The 20,369-nt window shown below is 53.0% G+C and carries 16 protein-coding genes; 8 read left to right on the forward strand and 8 right to left on the reverse strand.

Annotated elements, in window-relative coordinates; all coding sequences use genetic code 11:
• The first annotated feature begins 435 nt into the window (after nucleotides 1-435).
• Genes GRX01_RS17625 through GRX01_RS17640 form a run of 4 tightly spaced genes read left to right on the forward strand, consistent with a single transcriptional unit; the run spans nucleotide 436 to nucleotide 2,608 of the window.
• Nucleotides 436-837 (forward strand): helix-turn-helix domain-containing protein, encoded by a 402-nt coding sequence (locus GRX01_RS17625; protein ID WP_159670826.1) that lies wholly within the window; start codon nucleotides 436-438, stop codon nucleotides 835-837.
• The gene (locus GRX01_RS17630) at nucleotides 830-1,234 is read left to right on the forward strand and encodes a hypothetical protein (RefSeq protein WP_159670829.1); all 405 of its coding nucleotides are present in this window, start codon (nucleotides 830-832) and stop codon (nucleotides 1,232-1,234) included. Before GRX01_RS17625 ends, GRX01_RS17630 begins: the two co-directional genes overlap by 8 nt.
• Nucleotides 1,221-1,622 (forward strand): hypothetical protein, encoded by a 402-nt coding sequence (locus GRX01_RS17635; protein ID WP_159670832.1) that lies wholly within the window; start codon nucleotides 1,221-1,223, stop codon nucleotides 1,620-1,622. Before GRX01_RS17630 ends, GRX01_RS17635 begins: the two co-directional genes overlap by 14 nt.
• Complete coding sequence (locus tag GRX01_RS17640; protein WP_159670835.1) at nucleotides 1,622-2,608, forward strand: AAA-associated domain-containing protein; 987 nt, start codon at nucleotides 1,622-1,624, stop codon at nucleotides 2,606-2,608. Before GRX01_RS17635 ends, GRX01_RS17640 begins: the two co-directional genes overlap by 1 nt.
• On the opposite strand, the gene GRX01_RS17645 is transcribed toward GRX01_RS17640, so the two are convergent.
• From GRX01_RS17645 to GRX01_RS17670, 6 genes are all read right to left on the reverse strand, one after another.
• Entirely contained in the window at nucleotides 2,609-4,351 is a 1,743-nt protein-coding gene (locus tag GRX01_RS17645) for an ATP-binding protein (protein WP_159670855.1), read from the reverse strand. It lies immediately after the preceding gene.
• Between the two features lie 77 nt (nucleotides 4,352-4,428).
• Nucleotides 4,429-5,370, reverse strand: a complete 942-nt coding sequence (locus GRX01_RS17650; protein WP_159670858.1) for a hypothetical protein — start codon at nucleotides 5,368-5,370, stop codon at nucleotides 4,429-4,431.
• Nucleotides 5,370-5,783 carry a hypothetical protein gene (locus GRX01_RS17655; protein WP_159670861.1) on the reverse strand — a complete coding sequence of 138 codons (414 nt, stop codon included), beginning with the start codon at nucleotides 5,781-5,783 and terminating at the stop codon, nucleotides 5,370-5,372. The genes GRX01_RS17650 and GRX01_RS17655 overlap by 1 nt, the downstream gene beginning before the upstream one ends.
• Before the next feature lie 27 nt (nucleotides 5,784-5,810).
• The gene (locus GRX01_RS17660; RefSeq protein ID WP_159670905.1) at nucleotides 5,811-6,131 is read right to left on the reverse strand and encodes a hypothetical protein; all 321 of its coding nucleotides are present in this window, start codon (nucleotides 6,129-6,131) and stop codon (nucleotides 5,811-5,813) included.
• Between the two features lie 2 nt (nucleotides 6,132-6,133).
• Complete coding sequence (locus tag GRX01_RS17665; protein WP_394351401.1) at nucleotides 6,134-7,078, reverse strand: hypothetical protein; 945 nt, start codon at nucleotides 7,076-7,078, stop codon at nucleotides 6,134-6,136.
• Nucleotides 7,079-7,359: 281 nt separating this feature from the next.
• Entirely contained in the window at nucleotides 7,360-9,273 is a 1,914-nt protein-coding gene (locus GRX01_RS17670; RefSeq protein WP_159670867.1) for a DUF262 domain-containing protein, read from the reverse strand.
• A gap of 299 nt (nucleotides 9,274-9,572) precedes the next feature.
• Between GRX01_RS17670 and GRX01_RS17675 the strand changes: the two genes are divergently transcribed.
• Nucleotides 9,573-10,262, forward strand: a complete 690-nt coding sequence (locus GRX01_RS17675; protein ID WP_159670908.1) for an SOS response-associated peptidase — start codon at nucleotides 9,573-9,575, stop codon at nucleotides 10,260-10,262.
• 15 nt (nucleotides 10,263-10,277) lie between these two features.
• Here the strand turns inward: GRX01_RS17675 and GRX01_RS17680 are convergent, their stop codons facing one another.
• Nucleotides 10,278-11,306 carry a Cdc6/Cdc18 family protein gene (locus tag GRX01_RS17680; protein WP_159670870.1) on the reverse strand — a complete coding sequence of 343 codons (1,029 nt, stop codon included), beginning with the start codon at nucleotides 11,304-11,306 and terminating at the stop codon, nucleotides 10,278-10,280.
• A gap of 211 nt (nucleotides 11,307-11,517) precedes the next feature.
• Between GRX01_RS17680 and GRX01_RS17685 the strand changes: the two genes are divergently transcribed.
• From GRX01_RS17685 to GRX01_RS17690, 3 genes are all read left to right on the forward strand, one after another.
• Nucleotides 11,518-13,854, forward strand: coding sequence for an AAA domain-containing protein (locus GRX01_RS17685; RefSeq protein WP_159670873.1), 2,337 nt, complete (start codon nucleotides 11,518-11,520; stop codon nucleotides 13,852-13,854).
• Nucleotides 13,855-13,870: 16 nt separating this feature from the next.
• Nucleotides 13,871-14,092 carry a hypothetical protein gene (locus GRX01_RS19655; RefSeq protein ID WP_121598788.1) on the forward strand — a complete coding sequence of 74 codons (222 nt, stop codon included), beginning with the start codon at nucleotides 13,871-13,873 and terminating at the stop codon, nucleotides 14,090-14,092.
• Nucleotides 14,093-14,177: 85 nt separating this feature from the next.
• Nucleotides 14,178-17,984, forward strand: coding sequence for a helicase-related protein (locus GRX01_RS17690; RefSeq protein WP_159670875.1), 3,807 nt, complete (start codon nucleotides 14,178-14,180; stop codon nucleotides 17,982-17,984).
• An 8-nt stretch (nucleotides 17,985-17,992) separates the two neighbouring features.
• Here GRX01_RS17690 and GRX01_RS17695 read toward each other — a convergent pair whose 3' ends face one another.
• Nucleotides 17,993-20,299, reverse strand: coding sequence for an Eco57I restriction-modification methylase domain-containing protein (locus GRX01_RS17695; RefSeq protein ID WP_159670878.1), 2,307 nt, complete (start codon nucleotides 20,297-20,299; stop codon nucleotides 17,993-17,995).
• Nucleotides 20,300-20,369: the final 70 nt, after the last annotated feature.

Below are 20,369 nucleotides of genomic sequence, written 5' to 3' on the forward strand. Positions count from 1 at the left end.
CGCGGCGTGTCGCTTCCGAATTTCCGGAACAGACGCGAAGCACCTTCTAAAGTACATATTTGGACGCTTTGTACATTCTCGCATCTTTCCGGGATTCGTAATTCGATTAACCAACAAACTCCGAATCCACCGTCCCAGTTGTTGGTTAACCTAGTGGGGATACTCAACCACACCAGCAATCGAGTAACAACCCTGTAATCGTACTTGCCAAGATCTTCTCTCCCCGATGGAACCACCAAGCTATTCTCTGAACAGCCGATTCTTTTATTATATAGTCTCGGAAAAGTTCGCTTGGCAACTTGGCAATATCGAGAGCCGGGAACAATATCGGAACTACTTATATAACGTGGGTGTTTCCGAAGAGAGGTCACCACGAAAAAGATTCCAAGATTGCCAAAGTACTATATAGATGGAGATATGAAGGGTAAAGTGTCGATGTCCGAGAACCAGAAAACCCTCGAAAATTTGCTCGTTGATGAGCAAGAGATGCACGAAGAGATCCTTCATGATCTCCTGGAAGAGTACATTCGAATTGGCAAGCAGAGTGGGGACCTTATCCCACAATACCTCTTCCGGGATCTGACGGCAAAGAAAAAGACGCTGATAGTACTGCTGGCACAGAAGGCTCGTGCGGAACTGGATATGGTCGACACCAAGTGGATGACTCCAGGTGAGATTAGCACACAAAGTGGGGTCAATCAGAACACGGTGTACCCCACAGTAAGGGAATTAGATAACGAGGGTTTAGTTGAGAGCGACGACGGTGCCTATCGCATTCCCTCGTATAGTATCGACCAAGTCCGTGACTATATTAACGAAGGTGATACCGATGAGTGACAGCGCTGAAAATCTTGAGGAACAAGTTGAGGAGCTGAAGCAGCGAGTCACGGAGATCGAAAATCGACTCGACGGGACAGAACAGCCAACCGCTGGAGCGAATCTCAGGGAGTTTGTTGAGGAAAACGATCCCTCGAGTCACACTGAGCGGTCCCTCTATATTGCGTACTACCTCGAAACCCAACGTGGGATTGACGAGTTCACGGTTGGTGATATCGAGGATGCTTATCGTGAGTGTCGAGTCCAACCTGCCGGTAATATGAGCGACGTACTGGGTCGGATGGAAGATCGTGATTGGGTCCTTCGGGCAGGTACTGACGGCCGTGCACAGCTGTGGAAATTGACCGCAACCGCCCTGAAAACCGTCGAGGAGGGTTCGAACAATGGATCTGAATGAACGAATCAACGAGGAGATGGTCGTCGACGATGCGACGATCTTAGAATCGGAGTTCGACCGTGTTAAGAAGCTATTCGACCTACATAGTGACGGAACTATCAATCTGGACAGTCGAACTCGGTCGCTCGATGCTGAACTCCAAATTCTGGTGTACTTCATCGGGCAGCGGTTCGCGTCTGAGGCCGACCTAGTGGATGACCCAGAACTGGAGTCGTCATTCTTCTACAGTCGCATCGATAAGAGCGACCGTACTGTTCGGAACTACCTTCAGAAACTCCGCGAAGCGGGGTATCTTTCGAAAGAGGGGCAAAGTCATCACGAACTCCTCGTTGAGAACCTGCCCGAGGCTCTTGATGAAATTGAGGATGCGATGGGGGGTGGTGAGTGATGACCACAAAACGACTCTTTAGACGTCCGAAGCACACGGAAGATGTTCTCGGAGAAATCACTAGTGGGGCATCTACTACTGAAGAAGTCGCTGAAGGGCTCGGCAATTCGCGCAAGACAGCGATGAATAAAATCCATGATGGTGTCATCCTCGGCTTGATCAACCGAGAAGATGGTCAGCTTTCAGTGACCGAGGACGCAAGACGGGTCGTCCAACTGCAGGATCTAACCCCTCTACGCGAGGCCTTTGAGAAACTTCCGGGTGTCTCAAAGCTTCTCAATCAGATCCAGGACGACTCTGTGACATTTGAAGAAGCTGGTCGTCTTATCAGCTTCGAGACTAAATCTGGTGCTGCAGCTGAAGATACTTTTCGAGCATATGGCTCTGTCTATGCTCATTGGATTAGCTATCTTGATCTCGGTACTAGATCTGACGGCGTTCTCGCTTCGAGCCCAGAACAAGTTTCGGTCGAAACGGAGCCCTTAGAAAACCCGCGGGGAGCAAACTGTCCCCGCGTTGCTCCGGAGAAAGTCTTTGAGTTACTTCCTCGCATCTCGAAGGCAGACTCCCGTGAGGATTTGGAGGCGAGTACGGAGATGTCTACAAAAACGGTCGAAAAGACCCTATCGACCTGTTATGCCCTTGGGATTGCTGACTATACACGTACTGGTCCGGTTGTAACTGACCGAGGAAGAGAGCTGCAACAATCCAGCATTGGCAACCGAAAAAAGATTCTCGCTGAAGAATTGCTCAAGATCCCGTTGGTTCGAGCGTTCTGTGAGGAAGCCCCTGATGAGGAATTCAGTGCTGAAACTGTGATGAATCGGGTTTCAGAAGACCATCTTAAAGGTTGGAGTGAAGTCACCGTTCAGACTCGTGCCAACCGACTCATCCCTTGGCTCACCTACACTGAGATTGCGGATGACGAGACCCACGGAGAATTAGTTCTATCAGCAGAGCCCGATGAACAAGCTGTAACGCCGTAGTTAGATACTGCTCATGAGTTCTTCTGAGGCAGCTCGCCGTGCAGCAGCGGCGCGAATCTCTCCCAGATCGTCAATATTCAGGTCGACTTCCGTGACTCGACCATTCTTTGATTTCGTTACGACATCCCGACTGTGAAGAGCATTAACTGCAGAGGCCACATGGCCTGTCGAACTAATATTGAGCTCATCGGCGATTTGTTCGTAGGTAACCGGCTCATTATGCGCCATTATCGCTGTGATGACTCCTTCAACGTACCGAGGTGATGTCGCTTCATCCTTCGCAGACGTAATCTTGTCTTGAATGGCTTCGTCACTCAGGAATTCCTGATAGGTATGAACACTCCCCTCGGCCGTTTCGCTGGGCTGCTCGGTTGGAGTGTTCGATTGTGCTGATAGTTCTTTTTGAAGCGTCTCTACGCGCTCCCGGAGCTGTTCTATCTCGTTCTCTTGCGGGTCCAGACCGAGTGCCTCTCCCAATCGAAGATACGCCTCTGATACTTCTTCGATATTCTCGTTGAGAGCCTCGACACTCTCGACGTGATCGGCTGTCTGCTCCAGCTCCTGAACTCGGTTACGCAGCTCTTGGTTCTCCTGACGGAGTTCCTGATTCTCTTCCTGTAGCGAACGTATCTGCTCGTTTTTCTCCTCCCGGATCTCTTCAACAGTGTCCTCGATCGTCTCCGACGTTGCTCCTTGCCCATCAGCCTCAACGAGAGCTTCAGTAAACCTCTCTGCGAGGTCACTAACATCACGAGACCTCTCTAATTCTTCTTGAAGTTCACTAATGCGCTCCTCACGTGCTTCCAGCTCAGATCGGAGGCGCTCTATTTCACTCTGTTCGGCCTGTTTTCTTTCAGATATCGTTTCCAGCTCAGAGAGGATATCGTTGCTAACAGACTTCAAATCCGGCCGCTCGATTTCCTCCAGCCCCGGTGTCGCCCCTGCGTCAAACGTGTACTTTCGTCGAAATTGAACTCGCCTGATTTGGTCATTCCAGTCCGTATGGAGGATTGCTTCACCATCATCGAGATCTTTGACCATCTCCGCATATTCCGATCCCAAGACTCTTCGTACGACCTTCGTGTCATTTTCCCAGGTCAGGCGATGCCAAACGTGCCAGTCGCACTGGGTGATGAAATCTTTCTTGACATCTGCGGGGCGTTGGGAGATGCCACAGAGGCCGAGACCGTGTTTACGCCCTCGTTTCGCGATCTTGATGAGCATCTGCCCAGCATCATCGAGCCCCGACTCTGGGATATACTCATGAATCTCTTCAATAAGGAATAAGAATGGCTTTTTCAGCTTCTTTTCTTTCGCGAAGAGATGCCGTCCGACTTCTTTGATCAGTTCTTTTTGATCTTCTTCATGGAGATATCCGGACACATCGAGAATGACGGGAATATTTTCTTCAAGGGTGAGCTCCGCGATCTTTTCTGCATGTTCAGCCCCAACCTGCAGGTCACACTCTTCGTCCGCTCCCAGATGTAGAAGTTCGTATTCCTCTTTGAGCCCGAAGTACTCCCCATCGACATCGACGATCAGTACTGGATAGCCGTCTTCGAGCAGTTCCTCTACCACGACACTTGCCGTGTTACTCTTCCCACTGCCTGACTTCCCTAAAATCACTCCTCGTCCAGTAAGAACTTCGACGACGGGAAGAGTGTCTCCCGATTCGTTGATCTGGATTGCATCTTGGGAGCTCGCTTCTGAAGCTTCACTCCCGGAATCGGCCTGATTAGACATAGGCCACTCTTAGGAGAAGCCACGGGCTGTTAACGTAAAAACTATACGATTTCTGTCATATTTTGGACCTATCCTCGCTACCTACCTCCACTTTCCCCATTCGCCGTATCCTGACTCATGAAAGAATCTAGTGATTGGTCGGTAGAGTCTGAATCCTCCTCGGACTCTTGTTTGTCTACAGAATCAGGCTCTTCACCCCCCGTGTTCGTTAACTCGTTACTAATGTCCTTCTTGAACCCGCGACGTATTGCGAGAATGAGTTGCTCAACATTCTCGGGTTCCTCATCACCGCTCAATTCCAGGCTGACAGTGAACGAGTCTGATTGGGTTTGATTCAGTGGCGTGTGTTGTCCTTTCTCGTCCTGTGCCGGACTTCGTTGAGATGAGGTATCTCCCTCGGAAGTGTCTGGTCCAGCTTTGGGATTAGCACTAGATTCAGGAGAAGCGTTTCGGTCGCCCTGTCCTGTTCCAGTATCTACGTTTGTTATCCTCTCTACAATATTTTCGAAGTCTTCCGTAACTTCTACCCGAGATTCTTTCCCGCGACGACCGACGATATACTCTCCACACCCACCAGCATCGAGTGTTTGCAGGAACGTTATTGCAGCATCTCCTAACGTGCTTTCACTCCCACTCAGTCCCATCTCGGTCCGGAAGGTCCGGAGGACGTCTTTCTTTGTAATTACCCCGCTGTCTTGTGCTTCTGGAGCCAGAGTTTCGAGTACACTCCTATAGAGATCATACTCGCTTAGCCCCTCTATGATGTGTTCTTCAAGATCGCTGTCTCCCTCGTTGTAATAGCTTGCACCAATCCCCCGTTCAGTGGCTTTAATCTCCCCTTCCGAGTCTGATAGGAATCCCAGTCGCGTTCCGTATTCTATTGTATCGCTGACTAAACTTCGTCCAATGTCTGCTTCCTCATATATTTCCTCGCGAGGGAGGGGGCCCTCTCGAAGGATTTCACACAGAGAGAGTAGATTTTCTACGGAGGCGTCCTTCCGGGGTGTCGCGTAACTCATCAATCTTCCTCGCCTGAATTAAGCCATTTCGTAGCCTGGTGCGTTTTATGAGGCGGAACGAGATATCCTCCTTGTTCGTCGTCATTAACGACAAAATCCAGATCGGTCGCTGCGTGCCGGATGGTACTGTCGTCAACACCAATCAGGTCCGCAAAATAGGTTGAGTCTTGACCAACTGTCTCATCTTCTTCAAGCTCATCGAGGCTTAGTAAGGCCCGACGATACAGTAGAAGCGCTGTAAACTGTTTCTTCGATGTTAAGGCACTGAACTTCTCGCGCAGGACTGGCTTTGCGGTTTCGGTGTCAATTCCAATTAAGCCGGAGATTGCGTCCCGTATTCGTTCCCGATCCTCCTCACTGGCATCGACATACAGATCCGCTAAGGGATTTTCTTCTTGCTCTTTGTTTGCCATATCTGTCCTATTTGTATACTCCCGTAATCAAACCTCCCGGTCATTGGGGTCGTGACCAGGCTGTCTCTCGGTACTTCCTCCCTCGCTTTTGATTGTGGTCTCAAGTTCCTCGAGGCGTTCCTCGTAGTCGTCGAGTCGGGCCTCCTGTTCGAGATGGATACTGAGCAGCGCCGGCAGCAGCGGATTCTGGTGGTTCAACAGTCCGCTCGCGTCGGCGTGCTCGCGGGCGTACTCGAACAGCCGGTCGAAGCGCGGCTGGTCGCGACGTCGCAGTGCCCGGCGGAACTCCGTCCAGCGCTCTTCGATGGCCCGTAGCGCATCCCGGTACGTTGGGTTCGTCCGCCCCATCGCTATCGGCCTCCTGTCCCGGTCGCTGTCCATGCATCGAGTAAGGGGTCCGCGGTGGCCGCCACCGTCTCACCGTCAGCTGTGAGGCCCGTCCCGACACCCTCCGGGGTCGGCGTCGACAGCGCTGGCGTCGTCGGTTCCACGCCGACCCGCGTAGCGCGTGCCGCGAGCAGCTGCCGCCAGTACGCGAACGTCGTCTGGTAGTACGCACCGTCATCGACGGGATAGACGAGTGTCTCGAAGTCCTCGCCGACGACCCGCGGCCCCATCTGGGTCTGCTCGCATTCTAGGTGGTGGTCGGCGGCCGTCGCGACCGGCGCCGTGAAGCCATCGCGCTGCGCCCGGGTGACGAGCACCGGGATGTCGTATCCGTCGGCGTAGGTCGCCAACCGGGCAAGGGTGCGGGCTTGGAGGGTTTTCGCGTGGGTTTCGCCGAGGGTATCGTCGGCGCGGTACTGGGCGTCGACGGCCGGCGCGACGATGAGGGAGGGGGTGTGGGGCGACGTGTCCTCGTCACGACTTGGTTCCCCTCGACCGGCTGCCCGGGCATCGGTGGTGGATATCTGGATCGACTTGTTCACCGCTGCCGGGAGATCACAGACGACGCCGTAGTGCTGGTAGGCGGTAAATCCGCGGGCAACGTGAATTCGGTTGAGCAACCGTTGACTGGGCGCGATCTGAGCGAGTGTCGTCGTTGTCGCGTGCCCGTTTGCGTCGACCCAGAAGGCGGCCCCGTCGTGCAGGAGGAGATGGTCGAGCACCAGCGACTGCAGGATTGGGACGCCGCGGCCTCCCTCAATGTCGAGCAGCGTGATGCCGTCGTCGAGCTGTGGCAGCAGCATTTCGTCCGTAGCTGGATCGGCTTGGTCAGCAAGGGATCGATTGCGGTCAGCGCCCCGTGTCGGCTGGTCCACAACCAATCGGTTCGACGTTGAGTGTTTTTCCATACTCGACTAGTTGCCTACATTCCGGATAAGCCGCGGCGTGTCACTTCCGCGTTTCAGGGAACCGACCTGAATACAACGAGGGTCGTCGCTGTTTGCGTGTCTTAGTATTTGGATAGACACTTCCGAGAACATTTCCGATATGAGTCGCCTTCCCTGTTAACCAACAATCGAGAGCGCCTACACCCGGCTTGTTGGTTAATATGTGAGGGGAACAGTACCTCGTGACTCAGCTCGATTCTTTCAAAATTCCACAGTAAACTGTGACGTACCGCTTCTTTTCTTCACTTCACGTAATTGTCAATTAGATAGTCAGTAATCCGCTTTTCGCGAGCCTGAATAAATGCCTGTGCGTTCTCCGGGATGGGTTCGATATCGGGGTACTGATTCACACGTTGGATACGCTCAGCCTCGGCGTCCCCGAGGTCGTCCAACCAGTTGTGGGGCCACTGGTCGCTTTTGATCTCTTCATTCATCTCGTGTGGCAACAGCTGTAGATTCCCGATGCGATCGAGATCAACAGTCTCTCCAACGGATTCGGATACCGTTTCTTCCCTGCTTTTCGGGTATATATGGTCAACCGAGTAGTCGCCAATACTGGTGGACGCCGATTGCGTATACGATTCCTCAATGAGTCCGAGTACTGCCGTGACATCTGTGTCGGTAAATACGGGTTCTCCTGGGCTGCTCTCGTAACGAGCGTTGGCCACGACCCGACGGATGTCTTCAGCAGATGGGCTGATGTTCTCCGATTCAAATAGCTCGTCTCCAGGGAAAACAATTGGTTCGCTGGGGTCTGGTTCCCATTCACGAAGGTATCGCATCCAGTTGCGGCACTTCCCGTAGGTCAGAACCTGGTAGTACTTGTTCAGCAAGAGGGCTCTTGCGACGAACTGGAAAACACTCTCGCGGTTCGCGTCGGAGACCTCAGCGTCCGGATTCTGGTAATAGAACACGCCAATCAGCGCGAAGATGGGCATCGTGTTCATAACCGAGCTCCGAATCCCGCTCTCGATTACTGTCTGGAAAGCCTTCTCGAGCGATGTCCGAAACCACTCGAATCGCCGTCCGGCGACGACGGGCTCATTATACAGCCACCGCTCGCGCATCTCGTCCATTCTTTCTTCATCGATACTGCTAAGATTGCTACGGAGGAGGTCTGTTCCGACTAAGTATGCTGTATATCGGAGGAACAGCTTCCGGTCGATTTCTTGCTCATACTCAGGGAACTTCTGTTTAAACTCGTCAATCCAATCTTGGATGACCTCTCGAGGATTGATTCGCTCGTCCTCCTCTTCGGCGTATGGCCAATAACTCATGAGCTTTGAGAGGAGGAGCTGGTAGGGCTTCGGATCAGAGCCCTCCATGTTCAGCCTCGTGAATATCTCGGGGATTTCGGATCTATCCTTATTCGTACTGTCAGTTTCGAGATCGTCCTGTAGAACGTTGCTCGTAATGTCTCGGGCGACGGCCATCGAAATACTGCGCAGTTGGTAGCGGGTTTCGTTGTCCGCCCTCAGTTCGGCGGTGTCCACGTATTCATCGACGGCTTCGCTAAGTGCTCTTCCTTCAAGTACCGTGGAATTCCCAGAGCTTCCTCCATCGTCGCCGTTCCATAACTCTCCGACCGGCATCCACAGGTGTCGCGTGTCGCCGGTTATGGAATAGCCGGTCTCGTCCGTCCCGCCAAACTTCCCTGTCGATTTGAATTCAAACTCGTAGTCGCCTGCTGTATCATCGCGATCGTACTCTGGGTGGCCGAATAGGTCAACACACAGCCGCTGGCCTTCCCAGTACTGGAGCTCATCACTGGGCTTCCCCCGCCCGCCATTGTAAACTGTAATGCCTCCTTCGACACCGATATAGAGTGAGTTCAATCGCTGCTGGCCGTCTATGATCAGAATCTCCGGTTCTTTGTCTTCAACCTCCTGATTGTAGAGGTCGTATTCCGCCAAAACTGGATCCGGTGGTCGATAATCATCGGCAACGTACATCCGCAGGAAATTATACGAGTTGTAGTCGCTGATATTGGCCGCTCGAACTCTCCATTCCGTTATGGCTCCGATTGGATAGTCTCGAATCAATGAATCGAACAGTTCCTCAATCTGCCTGGGATTCCAGACAAACTCACGCTGGAGGCCGGGAAGAAAGATATGGTCATTTATTTCAGACAAATAATCCGAGACCTGTCTGGACATAGTCACCAGAACGGAAGAAGAGTATAAATACTCTGTCGTCGCCCATCGAATTCGGGGTGTATACTGTACAGGACTATCTCGAGGGCCTGGCTGAACTGCTGGATACGGTGTGGGTGCATTAGTCGCCGAACTTTCCAATTGTGTGCCTGTTTCCGAGGGGTTTCTAGAATCAGGCTTGTCAAGTACTGCCCGGTTAACCAACACTCTGTCCGCCTCGGGGGCATATGTTGGTTAAGTACGTCGGTGCCGCGAAGGTCCTGTGCGACTCGTTGAAGATGCCTCCCTCCAAACTCCTGGGTATGTGTGGCCGAAACTCGCTCTTCATCGACCAGGCTGACCTCGAGGCTCGTTTCGATGCTGAGGTCGTCACGGACGGCGGGTACACACCGCGATACAACATTGCACCCGGCGACGACCTACACATCATCACGAACGAGGCACCAGACGAGATCAACGCCTTCCATTGGGGGCTGATTCCGTTCTGGGCGGACGAGCCCGAAGAAGGCATTATCAACGCTCGTTCCGAGACGGCCGACGAGAAACGCGTCTTCAAGCAGGCGTGGGAATCCCGCCCCTGCCTCGTCCCCTCGTCGGGCTTCTACGAGTGGAAATCGCCGAACGGCGGGTCGAAACAGCCCTACCGGATTTACCGTGAAGACGACCCCGCGTTCGCGATGGCCGGCCTCTGGGACGTCTGGGAGGGGGCCGACGAGACGATCTCGTGCGTCACGATTCTCACGACGGAGCCGAACAACCTGATGAATTCCATATACGACCGGATGCCGGTCGTCCTCCCAAAGGACGCTGAGTCCGATTGGCTCGCCGCAGACCCGGACACCCGCAAGGCCCTGTGCCAGCCGTATCCGAACGACGATCTGGACGCCTACGAGATCTCGACGCGGGTCAACAACCCCGACAACGATGTTCCCCGGGTTATCGAGCCGCTGGATCACGAGCAATCGGGCCTCGGCGAGTTCAGTTCGGGATAGTTGACGGGGTCATGGTCACTGCATCGGCGACGCCGCTGCTGAATCGACGAGCGAGTACTCTCGATCCCGACTGGTCCCCTCCGCCTCGAGGAGATTGTATTGTGCCATCTTCGAGAGGTACGTTCGGACGGTGCGTTTCGTCCGGGGGTCGTCGACCTCCTCGGCATACTGCTCGTGGATTTCGCTTGGTCCGATCGGGCCGTGGTCGCGGACGATATCGTAGACGACCCGCTGATGGGGGGTGAGTGAATCGAGGCTCTTCTGCTTGATTTGGGCCCGGGCATCCTCGGCGGCGTCTAGGAGAATGTCGTCGGTGATCCGCTCGTGGTTCTCGCGGTCGGCCTTGCTGGCCGCTGTTCGAAGGATACCGATTGCGAGACGGGCGTCGCCGGCGGCTGCATCGGCGATTCGGTAGAGTTGGTCGTCGGTGATGACGTCCTCGTCGAGCCCCCACTTCGCCCGCGCACTCAGAATATCGTATAGCTGCTCGTCGTGGTACTTGTCCATCCGGACGTGCTCGCTGGAGCGCAGCCGACTCACGAGGCGATCGTCGACGCGGCCGAACAGCTCCTCTTCCTTGTTCGCGATGCAGATGATCGCGAACTGTGGGAGGCTGTGGAGGTCGTAGATGACGCTAGGGTCCTCCAGTTGGTCGACCTCGTCGAGGATGACGACGGTTCGCGGGCCGTCATGTTGCTGAAGGCGGTCGACGAGTTCGTCGTGCGGTGTCGACTGCCGGTGGATGTCGATGGTGGCGCCGAGGTCGTCAAGAATCTGGTAGAGCGTCCGGAATCGGGTGTAGTTACGCCAGCAATTGACGTAGGTGGTCTGGACGTCGAGGACCTCTTCCCGGAGTCGTTCGGTGACGAACTTCGAGATGCAGGTCTTGCCAGCGCCGCTGGGTCCGGTGACGATGGCTGTATCAGCGGGTTCGCCGTTCGTGATGGGCTCGAGGACGCTAGAGAGGTGGTTGACTTCGGCGTCGCGATGCTCAACTTCCCGAGGGACGAACCCGGCGCGGAGAACGCGAGCATCGCGAATCATCTATATCTGTTAGATGACTTCTTCAGCTAATATTAAAAACTTGACCGGGTCGTTTCCGGAAACGAACGGTGATAATGTCTTGATCCCCCTCTGTCGTGTGGTTATTGTGTTAGCTACCTCTTTTCCGGAAAAATGACTGAACTCATTCCCGGCAGTCTTTCGTCATCGTCAGGGGGGCTTTTTTTAATCAGGAGTTTGTACCCGATTTCTAATGGAGACGTATCTGGAGCATAAAAAGTCTCAATTTGAATCGGATCCTAGTGGGCAGGTACGTTTATCGGACGCAGAAGTGCAGGAAGAGGAAAGGTGGGATCCAGATGCTCCTGCGGTAGCTTTAGACCACTTAATTGCTGTATTTCGGCGACGTGGTCTGGTTAGAAGGGATGCTGTGCTGCTACCAGTTCATGAACCCGGGTCAGCATCACTAACTGGCGAATACATATTATACACTGAAGACGAATACGGTCACTCGCTTCAATATTATAATACAGATAATGGAGCTCCAGACTTCATTGAATATGACAACGCCTCACGTTCGGGCTTACTGTATCGGCTCCGTTTCTGGGATCGACGATTTTCAAACCCGGATGATCTCTTATCTGAAGTTCTAGACGATCGTCCTCCGTATCGACCGAATCCTATCAGTGCTGAGTCCCCGGTGAGTGCTGACGAGTACTCTACTTTCGTTGATGAAACGCTCGAATTTGTCCGAACTGAGCTTTTATCCCAACATCAAGGAGACTTAGATACCATAGTTGGGCACGGTGTAGATGTTGACCGTTCTGGAGGGGGAGTGGTAAGATCCACTGATATCCACAGAGGGCCTTCTACGATAACTTGTAACGTTGATCTCCCGCCGTCAGACTCGCTCGGACGTATGTACGAACCTGTGCAGGATGTATATGACATCTATGAAGGTAATACAGTCGCTCTTCTATGGGAGGATGATTATGATGATACCGCAGCTTTAGATGGGATTATCACTCGAATCGCCGAAAGATCTATCGTAATTGATGATGGGTTTGGAACCTATGACCGGGAGGACGTAGATCTTAGCGAAATTGGGGAAGTCACGCTCCGTGTTGTGCAAAAAGGAGTGGCAGAGCGTCGAGAGTACGAAGCGTTCAAACAATTGAGCGAGACATCCGAATCACTCCTTCGTGGGGACTCGAATATCGATTTCAGTTCCCCTCTTAATCTGGATTTCACTCCCGATCTGGAATTGAATACCTATCAAGAGCGAGCAGCCGTCGATGCGCTTTGTACAGACGACGTATTCTGTATTCACGGACCTCCCGGTACTGGGAAAACCCGGACGCTGGTCACGATTATCGAGCACGCGGTCGAAACCGGAGATAGAGTTCTCGTCTGTGCACACTCGAACCAAGCTGTTGACAACATCGTAGCCGGTGAAAGTACCTCTGAGACCCCTGACGAAGCCTCTCTTCATCGAATTGTTCAGCGGTTTAGTGCCGAAGATGAACTCTCTGACATTTCGATGGTTCGTATAGGCAGTTCCCGGCAAGACGTCGATTCATTTGTCGCCTCCCGGTACTATACCTCTACCAACCGACTAGATTCGAATATCGAGGGTACCGATATTATCGCGTCAACGACTAATACGGCGGCAGTTCTTGAAGATCGAGACGATGTTAACCTCGATCTCGTGGTAATTGATGAAGCGACGCAGGCATCCGGACCTGCAACGGCTGTCCCATTCGGATGGGGGAACCGTGTGGAAGAAACCGATCGTGGTCGTCTTCGTCCATACGGGTACCGGACTATCCTCGCTGGCGACCATAGACAGCTACCTCCATTCGTATCGGATCCGGAAATGCGCGACCGGGGCCTACACACATCTCTATTTGAGCGACTCCTCGATGTCTATGGAGAGGATCTTGCCCAGACCCTTTACCGTCAGTACCGAATGCATGAGTCGATTGCCGAATTCGCGAGCCAAGAATTCTATGATGGGAATCTAGAACACGGTGAAGACAACCGGACAGCAACGATTGATGGCCTTACACCCCTCCTCGCAATTGATGACAACAGTGGCGAAGCTCAAAATTCCGGTTCAAATTCTTACCACAATCCAACCGAAGCACAGTATGTTGTGGCACAGGCTCAGCGGGCGCTGAATCACGATGTTGATGCGAGCGATATTGGTGTTATTACTGGATATAGTGATCAACGAGAAACAATTCGCTCTGAACTCGTTAGCAGTATCGAGGAGCTCGAATACAATAGCGTCGACGTGGAGACTATTGATAAATTCCAAGGGGGGCAACGAGAAGTCATAATCGTCTCTTTCACCCGGTCGAATCCCGAGAACGATTCTGGCTTTCTTGAGTCCCCGCCTCAGACGGCACGGAAGCGACTAAATGTAGCTATAACTCGGGCAAAGAAACGTCTCGTGTTAATTGGAGATTGGGAGACGCTTTCGACTCCCGCCACTTTCCGTGATTCCTCAGAAAGTTGTGCTGACACCTTTGCCCGTCTCCGAGATTATCTTCAAGATCGAGACTGTATGGTTTCTAACCGAGGCTAGCTCAACCACTTTAGCTATGAAACGATTTGACACCGGAGATCGTGTTCGCATAGATATTCCAGATGAGACGGATCCGGACCATGAGCGGCTTCATAGTCGTCAAGGAATGGTTACTGAGATCATTCCTGATGAGGCAGGGACAGTAACTGGTGATGAACGGGAGAGCTATCTTTTCAAAGTGGAACTAGATAATGGCGAAACTGTCGACGTTCGCTGGCGAGATCTACGGCCAATATGACTGGTTCGGACGTAATTGACTTGGTAGCCCTATTCCGTGGTCACTAAACACTAAGTTTGCGTACTGAATACATCTCGACATTACGATGATCTCACTTCCTCCGCTTGTCGATAACGCCAACAGAACACTAGAAGACGCTTACAAACGGATTATTCCCCAGATCGAGGAAGGCCGTATCGCAACTGGCTACTTTTATCTCTCAGGATTCGACCTCTACCGGGAAGATCTTGAAAACCTGGCTGACACCGATGAGCTCGGTCACGCTCCGCTTCGGATTTTGATGGGTCGTCAGACGAATAGGGGAACTGCTGACGAAATCGGTGAGGGGCAGAATCTCAAAGAGGAACTCAAAAGAGAGGTGAGAGAAAGCATCTCGGAGCTGAATAACGCCCAGATCGGGCGACTAGACCGGCTACGAGACTTTATCGCCGAAGGCGAGGTGAGCGTCCGTGTGCGAAATCCTGAAAATGGTTACTTCCACGCAAAGGGTGCGTCATTTCGAGCACCACTCGAAGACGACGAAGATTGGGGGCAAGAGGAGGATGAAGACACGCGGCCTTGCGCTACTGTCGTCGGTTCTTCGAACTTCACTAGAAGCGGCCACCAGAACAATATCGAGCTGAACCTCACGAGTCAGGATCGACACAAGGCCGAAGCGTTCGAGGAGTGGTACGATAACCAGTGGGCCAACGCCGAGGAGTTCAGTAAGGAGATCATCCGAATTATCGAGAACAGCAAGGAGTACCAGGACTGGAAGGAACAGCAGGAGGACGAGTCCGACAAGGAGACGTCATCCGAGAAGCTGGGCACGTATCTCGAACCGTTCGAGCTCTACAAGCTGCTCGCTTACGATGAACTGAGTGGGAACGTCAACATCCGCGACAGTCCACTGTACTACTTCCAGAAGCTCGGGTACGAGAGTGCAAAGGAGAAGCTCTCCCAGTTCAACGGGTGCATAGTCTCCGACTCGGTCGGCCTGGGAAAATCATTTATTGGCGGTGAGCTCCTCCACGACTACCGCCAACGTGGCGACCACTGTCTCCTCATTGTCCCGGCCAACCTGACTGATCAGTGGGAAGACCTACTCCAGAACGACACTGACGAAGACGGCAATCCGTACTTCGGGTTAGAGGTAGACGGCACACACCTTGACGTGATGAGTATCAGCAAGTTCCAGAGTCTCTCCTACGACGTGGTGCAGGACCTCAAAGACAGGTTCGACGTCCTGCTTATCGACGAGGCTCATCGGTTCCGGAACTACGGGAAGTGGCGACCGAATCCGAACCACGATGATGACTACAAGGGGACGCGACGACACGCGAATCTCAGGCAGCTCCGCGGAAAGACGATGATTATGCTGACCGCGACCCCGATCAATAACAGCGCTACCGACCTAAAGAACCTCATCAGCCTGTTCACCAGCCCGGAGGAACTTCGGAACAAGGCGTCACTCGACTTTGATGCGTTCGACGAATATATCGAACTCTCGGAGACGCGAAAACGCATTGTATCCGGGAAAGAGGAGGTCGACGACGACGAACAGCAAGAAATCACCGAGCAGCTACAGCGACACTCCTCTGAGATTTCGAATATCTTGAACGAAGTGATGGTTCTCCGGACGCGTAAGCACGTCAAAGATCAGATTCAGGACAGCGAAGACTTCGAGATGAGCTTCAAGCCGCCGAAACTCAACAAGCAACAGTACTCCCTGCCGGCGGCCTACCAGCCAATATATCGGATGCTTCCCGACGTGATGGACGCCCTCCACCTTCCCCACATCACAGTCAAAAACCCGAAAGCGGGGAGCACGCTGAAAGCTCTCTACAAGCTGAACCTCCTCAAACGGCTCGAGTCCTCAACGTACGCGTTCGTCCAGTCGATCGAGACGCTGCATCAGAGCGAACGCCAGCTTCTCGGTCTTCTTGGTGAACTCCCCGAAGACGAAGACATCGATATGCTCCGAACTGTTCGGGAGGGGGATGACTCTGAACTCGGTGACTTTGTCGAAGGAGCCGACGCTGCTGAAGATCTCGAACAAACACTCGAAGAATTCGGCTTCGATACCACCGCTATTCAATCGGAAGAAGGAGCTGATACCGAGGGAGATGAACTGGCAGACGCCACCATCGGCGAGGTGAAGACGTACATTAGGGAGGACCTCACCCTTCTATCGTATTTCCTCTCGCAGTTCATCGGTGATGTCGCCCGTGATGCGGGTGATGTGAGTGATTATGCGGTTTCCACGCGGCAATGGCTCGCTGACCACGACGCTGGTGTCCTCCCAGATATTCCTGAAGAAGAGATGAATCCGATTCTCTACCCGAATAGTGATCTGAGCGAAGTCGACCCCGCCACACGCGACTTTTACGAGGCCGTCTTTTCACTCCGCGAGTTCCGCGATCCGAAGATCGACCGACTTGCAGATGTCCTCACTAATCACGATCAGAAGGTGCTCATCTTCACGCAGTATCGGGCAACTGCAGACTATGTCTATCGAACCCTCTGTGACAACGAGGATTCACCACTCACAGAGGCGAACAGTGCCGTCGTCAAGGGCGGTGACGAGAATAAGCAGGACATCATTCAACGCTTTGCACCCGAAGCGTCAGGCTACCAGCAAACGCTCGCCGAGTCGGGGGACTCAGAGCTACAGTACGTAGTGGCCACTGATACGCTGAGTGAAGGGGTTAATCTTCAGGACGTTCATGTGGTGGTCAATTACGACCTGCCGTGGAACCCGATGCGGATTGTCCAGCGTGTCGGGCGAGTCGACCGGATCGGGAGTACCGCCGAGAAACACGTCCACAACTTCTACCCGGACGGCGACATCGAGGCGGCGATCAAGCTCCTGCAACGCCTACAGGCAAAGATCAACGATATCGCGCTCATCGTCGGAAAGGAGAACAACATCCTCGATCCGAACGAAGACCAGGTTCTTGAAAAGACAGGTGTAGATACGGAGAAGACTATCGGGGAATTACAGGTGGACGAGATCGAGGACTCTCTCCAGAAGTCTCGTGAAATTGACGACGTGAATGAACTCGACGACACGAGCAAGAATCCGCTCCTCCGCAATGCGGGGAGTAATGAACACGCTGCGTTCGAGCGGTACCTTCTGAAGCGAGAACTGAACGAGGATTACGACCTGACTGCGGAAGACTTCGAGTACGCTGAGGACTTCTTCGGTGACCCGCCGGAAGAACGGGAATTCCTCTACACGAATGTAACTGACCACGATGCCGGTCCTCGTCCGGGCGTATTCGCCCTTGCCCACCTCTGGTTCGACGATGATGACCACGAGTCCCCGCTTGGTCGCGTCCGTCGTGCTTTCTACTACAAGCCCTTCGCCGACGAGGTCAAAGAGCGGCCCGTGAGCACGCTCAACATTGACCCTTCAGTTGACGGCGAACCGATTACCGGAAATCCAGAGACGGTATTATCGAATCGCGGTGAGATTCAAGCAGTACTTGACGAGCGTCTGGAGGTGATTCGAGAAGGCCAAGTTGAGGGTGCTTTCAAACAGGGAGAGGCCTTCTCGAAGGAACAGGAGACGATCCTCGATTTCATCAGTCACTACGTTCAGCCGAACCACGGCGATGAGCCAGCTCCTGTCGAAGAGTTCGAAACAATGGGAGAATGGGCTACCGACATCGAAGAGCGGCTGCAGGAGGTAAAGCTCGCGAACACGGATGAAGACCGAATTCTACGGGAAATCTTTCGACAGAATGAGCAGTACGACTCCTTCCCAGAGTGGCCGACCGGGGAGTTCCTCAGTCAGCTTGAGGAGTTCTTGGAAGAGAACGTCGAAGCCTCAACTGAATACCAGACGAAACTGATGGGAGAGAGTGATGTACAAGCGAAGCTCGTATGCTGGGGGGTTGTCGGACAGTGATTCGGGAGCTACGGTAGGGGCCCCTTCTGATCCAGTAAATCATATTTCTCCAAGACCAGATCGAAGTACATCTCGCCCATCAGCTTCGGATTCTCAACGCGATGGAAGTCGTCGAGGACAAACTTCACATCACGACGTTCCAGGCCATACGCGTGGAATGCAGCCGCGTCGATTTCAGCCTGTAATTCTCTACGTTCTTGATCTTCTACTGCTGCCGCGATTCCGCCGAGTCGCTCACGCATTTCTTTGAATTCTTCCCCGTAACAGTTCAATCGGGCAGCTCGTTCAGCGATATAATGGAACCAATCATCTCCGTCGGTGAGGCGTGGTAGCTGAGATTCCAGTAGCTCGCGCTTGACGATGTGCGTCTCGACTTTGGTCCGCATCAGGAAATCGAACGCAATGCTGTTCAGGAGCCCCGTTGCCACGAAGAGTTCTTGATCCGTAAATCGCCGGACGTAGGGTGACCGAAGTGGGGACTCTGTGAGGTGTTCCTCTTCCGGCTCAATGGCGAACGGCTTGAACGTGTTAATGGTGTGGAGACAGATGACATCCTTCGGAAGTACCGTCGCTATTATCGTCCGCTCGTCTCGGGATCGAGAAACGTCTCGAATGCCGATTCGGTATTCAGTACAATCAAGCAAGACATCTTCTTCCTCAAGTCCGTGACCACGGTGTTCTTCGAGTAATTTATCTACGAATTGAACTTGAGACTTGCTCGTCTCTGAACCTCCAAAGGCGTCGTAGATTGCTCGCTTGAGGTTCCCCCGATTGAATTTCTTCTCTCGAACACGGTACTGGGCACTATTCGGTGGATCATACATCCCCTGACTCCAATACCGAGGGTTGTCCAAACTCTCTGTGTGGGTATTATCGTGTTCGAATTGGTGGATATTCGCTCCCCCATATACAGGATAATCAGCATTATCAGGGGAATCTTGCAATCGATCTTTATCGGTGGACTCGACGAACTCCTTCGTCAACATATCCACTGACCAAGCACCTTCGATATTCTCATCTAGAGGCGGTTGAGTGACTACCTTGCTGAGGACATCGGCTTCGACTTGTGATGTGATCGAGGGGAAAATTCTACCCTCGGGAGAATAATTGAGAAGCACTTGTCGTGGGATTTCTGCGGCCACGTCCTCGATATTATAGACCACGTCCATACTCCGTTGATTGAAAATACCTCGGAGTCGACTGGTCTTCCCTCCATACTCAAATGTCAGAATTGCAAATCGGTACTGCCGGTGTATCTGCTCAAAGATTCCCTTATTTTCGAACCCGATGAGGTTCTCTATGTCTGTATGGTCCAGTAGATGCGTTCGGAGGTCTTTCCCCATCACCCCACCGAAGATAGTCCCTGGGAGGAGTAGACTCACCTTCACGCCATCTCTGGAGAGTCTGAAGACCCGCTCAAGAAAAAGAGCCGAGAGTTCGTTCTTTGTCGGCATCGTTCGACCACCCACCACCGGAGATTGGAGCTTATAGACATCTCCCTGCGTGAAGAAGTCTGCCTGAGTTTCCATCGATTCCTTGTAGTCCTCCCATTCCCACGCAACTTCTGGGTTTGTGAGGAGGTCTTCCATCACCCCGTCTTTTTCCTCCGACGGATAGGTACGGAACTGCTCATCGTAGCGGATGAAGAAGTCGTCGCGATTCGCGTAGAGCATGTCCCATGGAGGGTTCCCAATGAACACATCGAATCCGCCTTTCTCGAAAACGTCGGCGAACTCCAACGGCCAGTGAAAGGGGGACCACTCCCGAATTTCCTCGATCGTTATGTCGTCAAAACCAGCGTCTTGGAATTCTCGCCGAAGGATCTTGTCAAATTTGTCCCGGTGTTCCTCTATTCTGTCTTCTGCCTCTCTCCGCCATTCTTGGGCTTCAACACTGGTCTCCGCTTTCTTGTGCTTCTCGATGGCCTCTTTCACGTCCTCAAAACGAGTTTTCACCTCCCAAGAATCGAGATCGCTGTCTCCGTCTTCGTTACTCTCGATGTCCGTATCGAGTTGACCGATTAGGCTGTTGCCCTGTCGTACGTTGAAATCGATGTTGGGGAGCGGCTCCACCTCGCTCGGTTCATCCTCGATATCAGCGACCATCGACAACCAGAGCCTGAGCTTGCAAATCTCAACAGCACCTTCGTCGATATCGACTCCGTACAAATTGTTGAGGATGGCCGTTCGCTTTGCGTACAGTGATGAGGAGCCTTTTCCAGACTCGATTTCCTCTATCTCTTCTCGCGTTCTGGATTCTAGCTCCCAGCCTTGCCCCTCAGCTTCGAGCCGCTGGAAATACTCAATACATTGCATCAACTGAGCGTTTCGCTGTTGGCCGTTTTCGAGTAAATCTGCGAATGCTGGTGAAATAGGAGGTACTTCT

The sequence above is a fragment of the Halobaculum saliterrae genome, assembly GCF_009831625.1.
Taxonomy (GTDB): domain Archaea; phylum Halobacteriota; class Halobacteria; order Halobacteriales; family Haloferacaceae; genus Halobaculum; species Halobaculum saliterrae.

Coding starts and splice junctions, on each gene's coding strand:
- GRX01_RS17625 (WP_159670826.1), top strand. CDS start 436: ATGTCCGAGAACCAGAAAACCCTCGAAAATTTGCTCGTTGATGAGCAA.
- GRX01_RS17630 (WP_159670829.1), top strand. CDS start 830: ATGAGTGACAGCGCTGAAAATCTTGAGGAACAAGTTGAGGAGCTGAAG.
- GRX01_RS17635 (WP_159670832.1), top strand. CDS start 1,221: ATGGATCTGAATGAACGAATCAACGAGGAGATGGTCGTCGACGATGCG.
- GRX01_RS17640 (WP_159670835.1), top strand. CDS start 1,622: ATGACCACAAAACGACTCTTTAGACGTCCGAAGCACACGGAAGATGTT.
- GRX01_RS17645 (WP_159670855.1), bottom strand. CDS start 4,351: ATGTCTAATCAGGCCGATTCCGGGAGTGAAGCTTCAGAAGCGAGCTCC.
- GRX01_RS17650 (WP_159670858.1), bottom strand. CDS start 5,370: ATGAGTTACGCGACACCCCGGAAGGACGCCTCCGTAGAAAATCTACTC.
- GRX01_RS17655 (WP_159670861.1), bottom strand. CDS start 5,783: ATGGCAAACAAAGAGCAAGAAGAAAATCCCTTAGCGGATCTGTATGTC.
- GRX01_RS17660 (WP_159670905.1), bottom strand. CDS start 6,131: ATGGGGCGGACGAACCCAACGTACCGGGATGCGCTACGGGCCATCGAA.
- GRX01_RS17665 (WP_394351401.1), bottom strand. CDS start 7,078: ATGGAAAAACACTCAACGTCGAACCGATTGGTTGTGGACCAGCCGACA.
- GRX01_RS17670 (WP_159670867.1), bottom strand. CDS start 9,273: ATGTCCAGACAGGTCTCGGATTATTTGTCTGAAATAAATGACCATATC.
- GRX01_RS17675 (WP_159670908.1), top strand. CDS start 9,573: ATGTGTGGCCGAAACTCGCTCTTCATCGACCAGGCTGACCTCGAGGCT.
- GRX01_RS17680 (WP_159670870.1), bottom strand. CDS start 11,306: ATGATTCGCGATGCTCGCGTTCTCCGCGCCGGGTTCGTCCCTCGGGAA.
- GRX01_RS17685 (WP_159670873.1), top strand. CDS start 11,518: ATGGAGACGTATCTGGAGCATAAAAAGTCTCAATTTGAATCGGATCCT.
- GRX01_RS19655 (WP_121598788.1), top strand. CDS start 13,871: ATGAAACGATTTGACACCGGAGATCGTGTTCGCATAGATATTCCAGAT.
- GRX01_RS17690 (WP_159670875.1), top strand. CDS start 14,178: ATGATCTCACTTCCTCCGCTTGTCGATAACGCCAACAGAACACTAGAA.
- GRX01_RS17695 (WP_159670878.1), bottom strand. CDS start 20,299: ATGCAATGTATTGAGTATTTCCAGCGGCTCGAAGCTGAGGGGCAAGGC.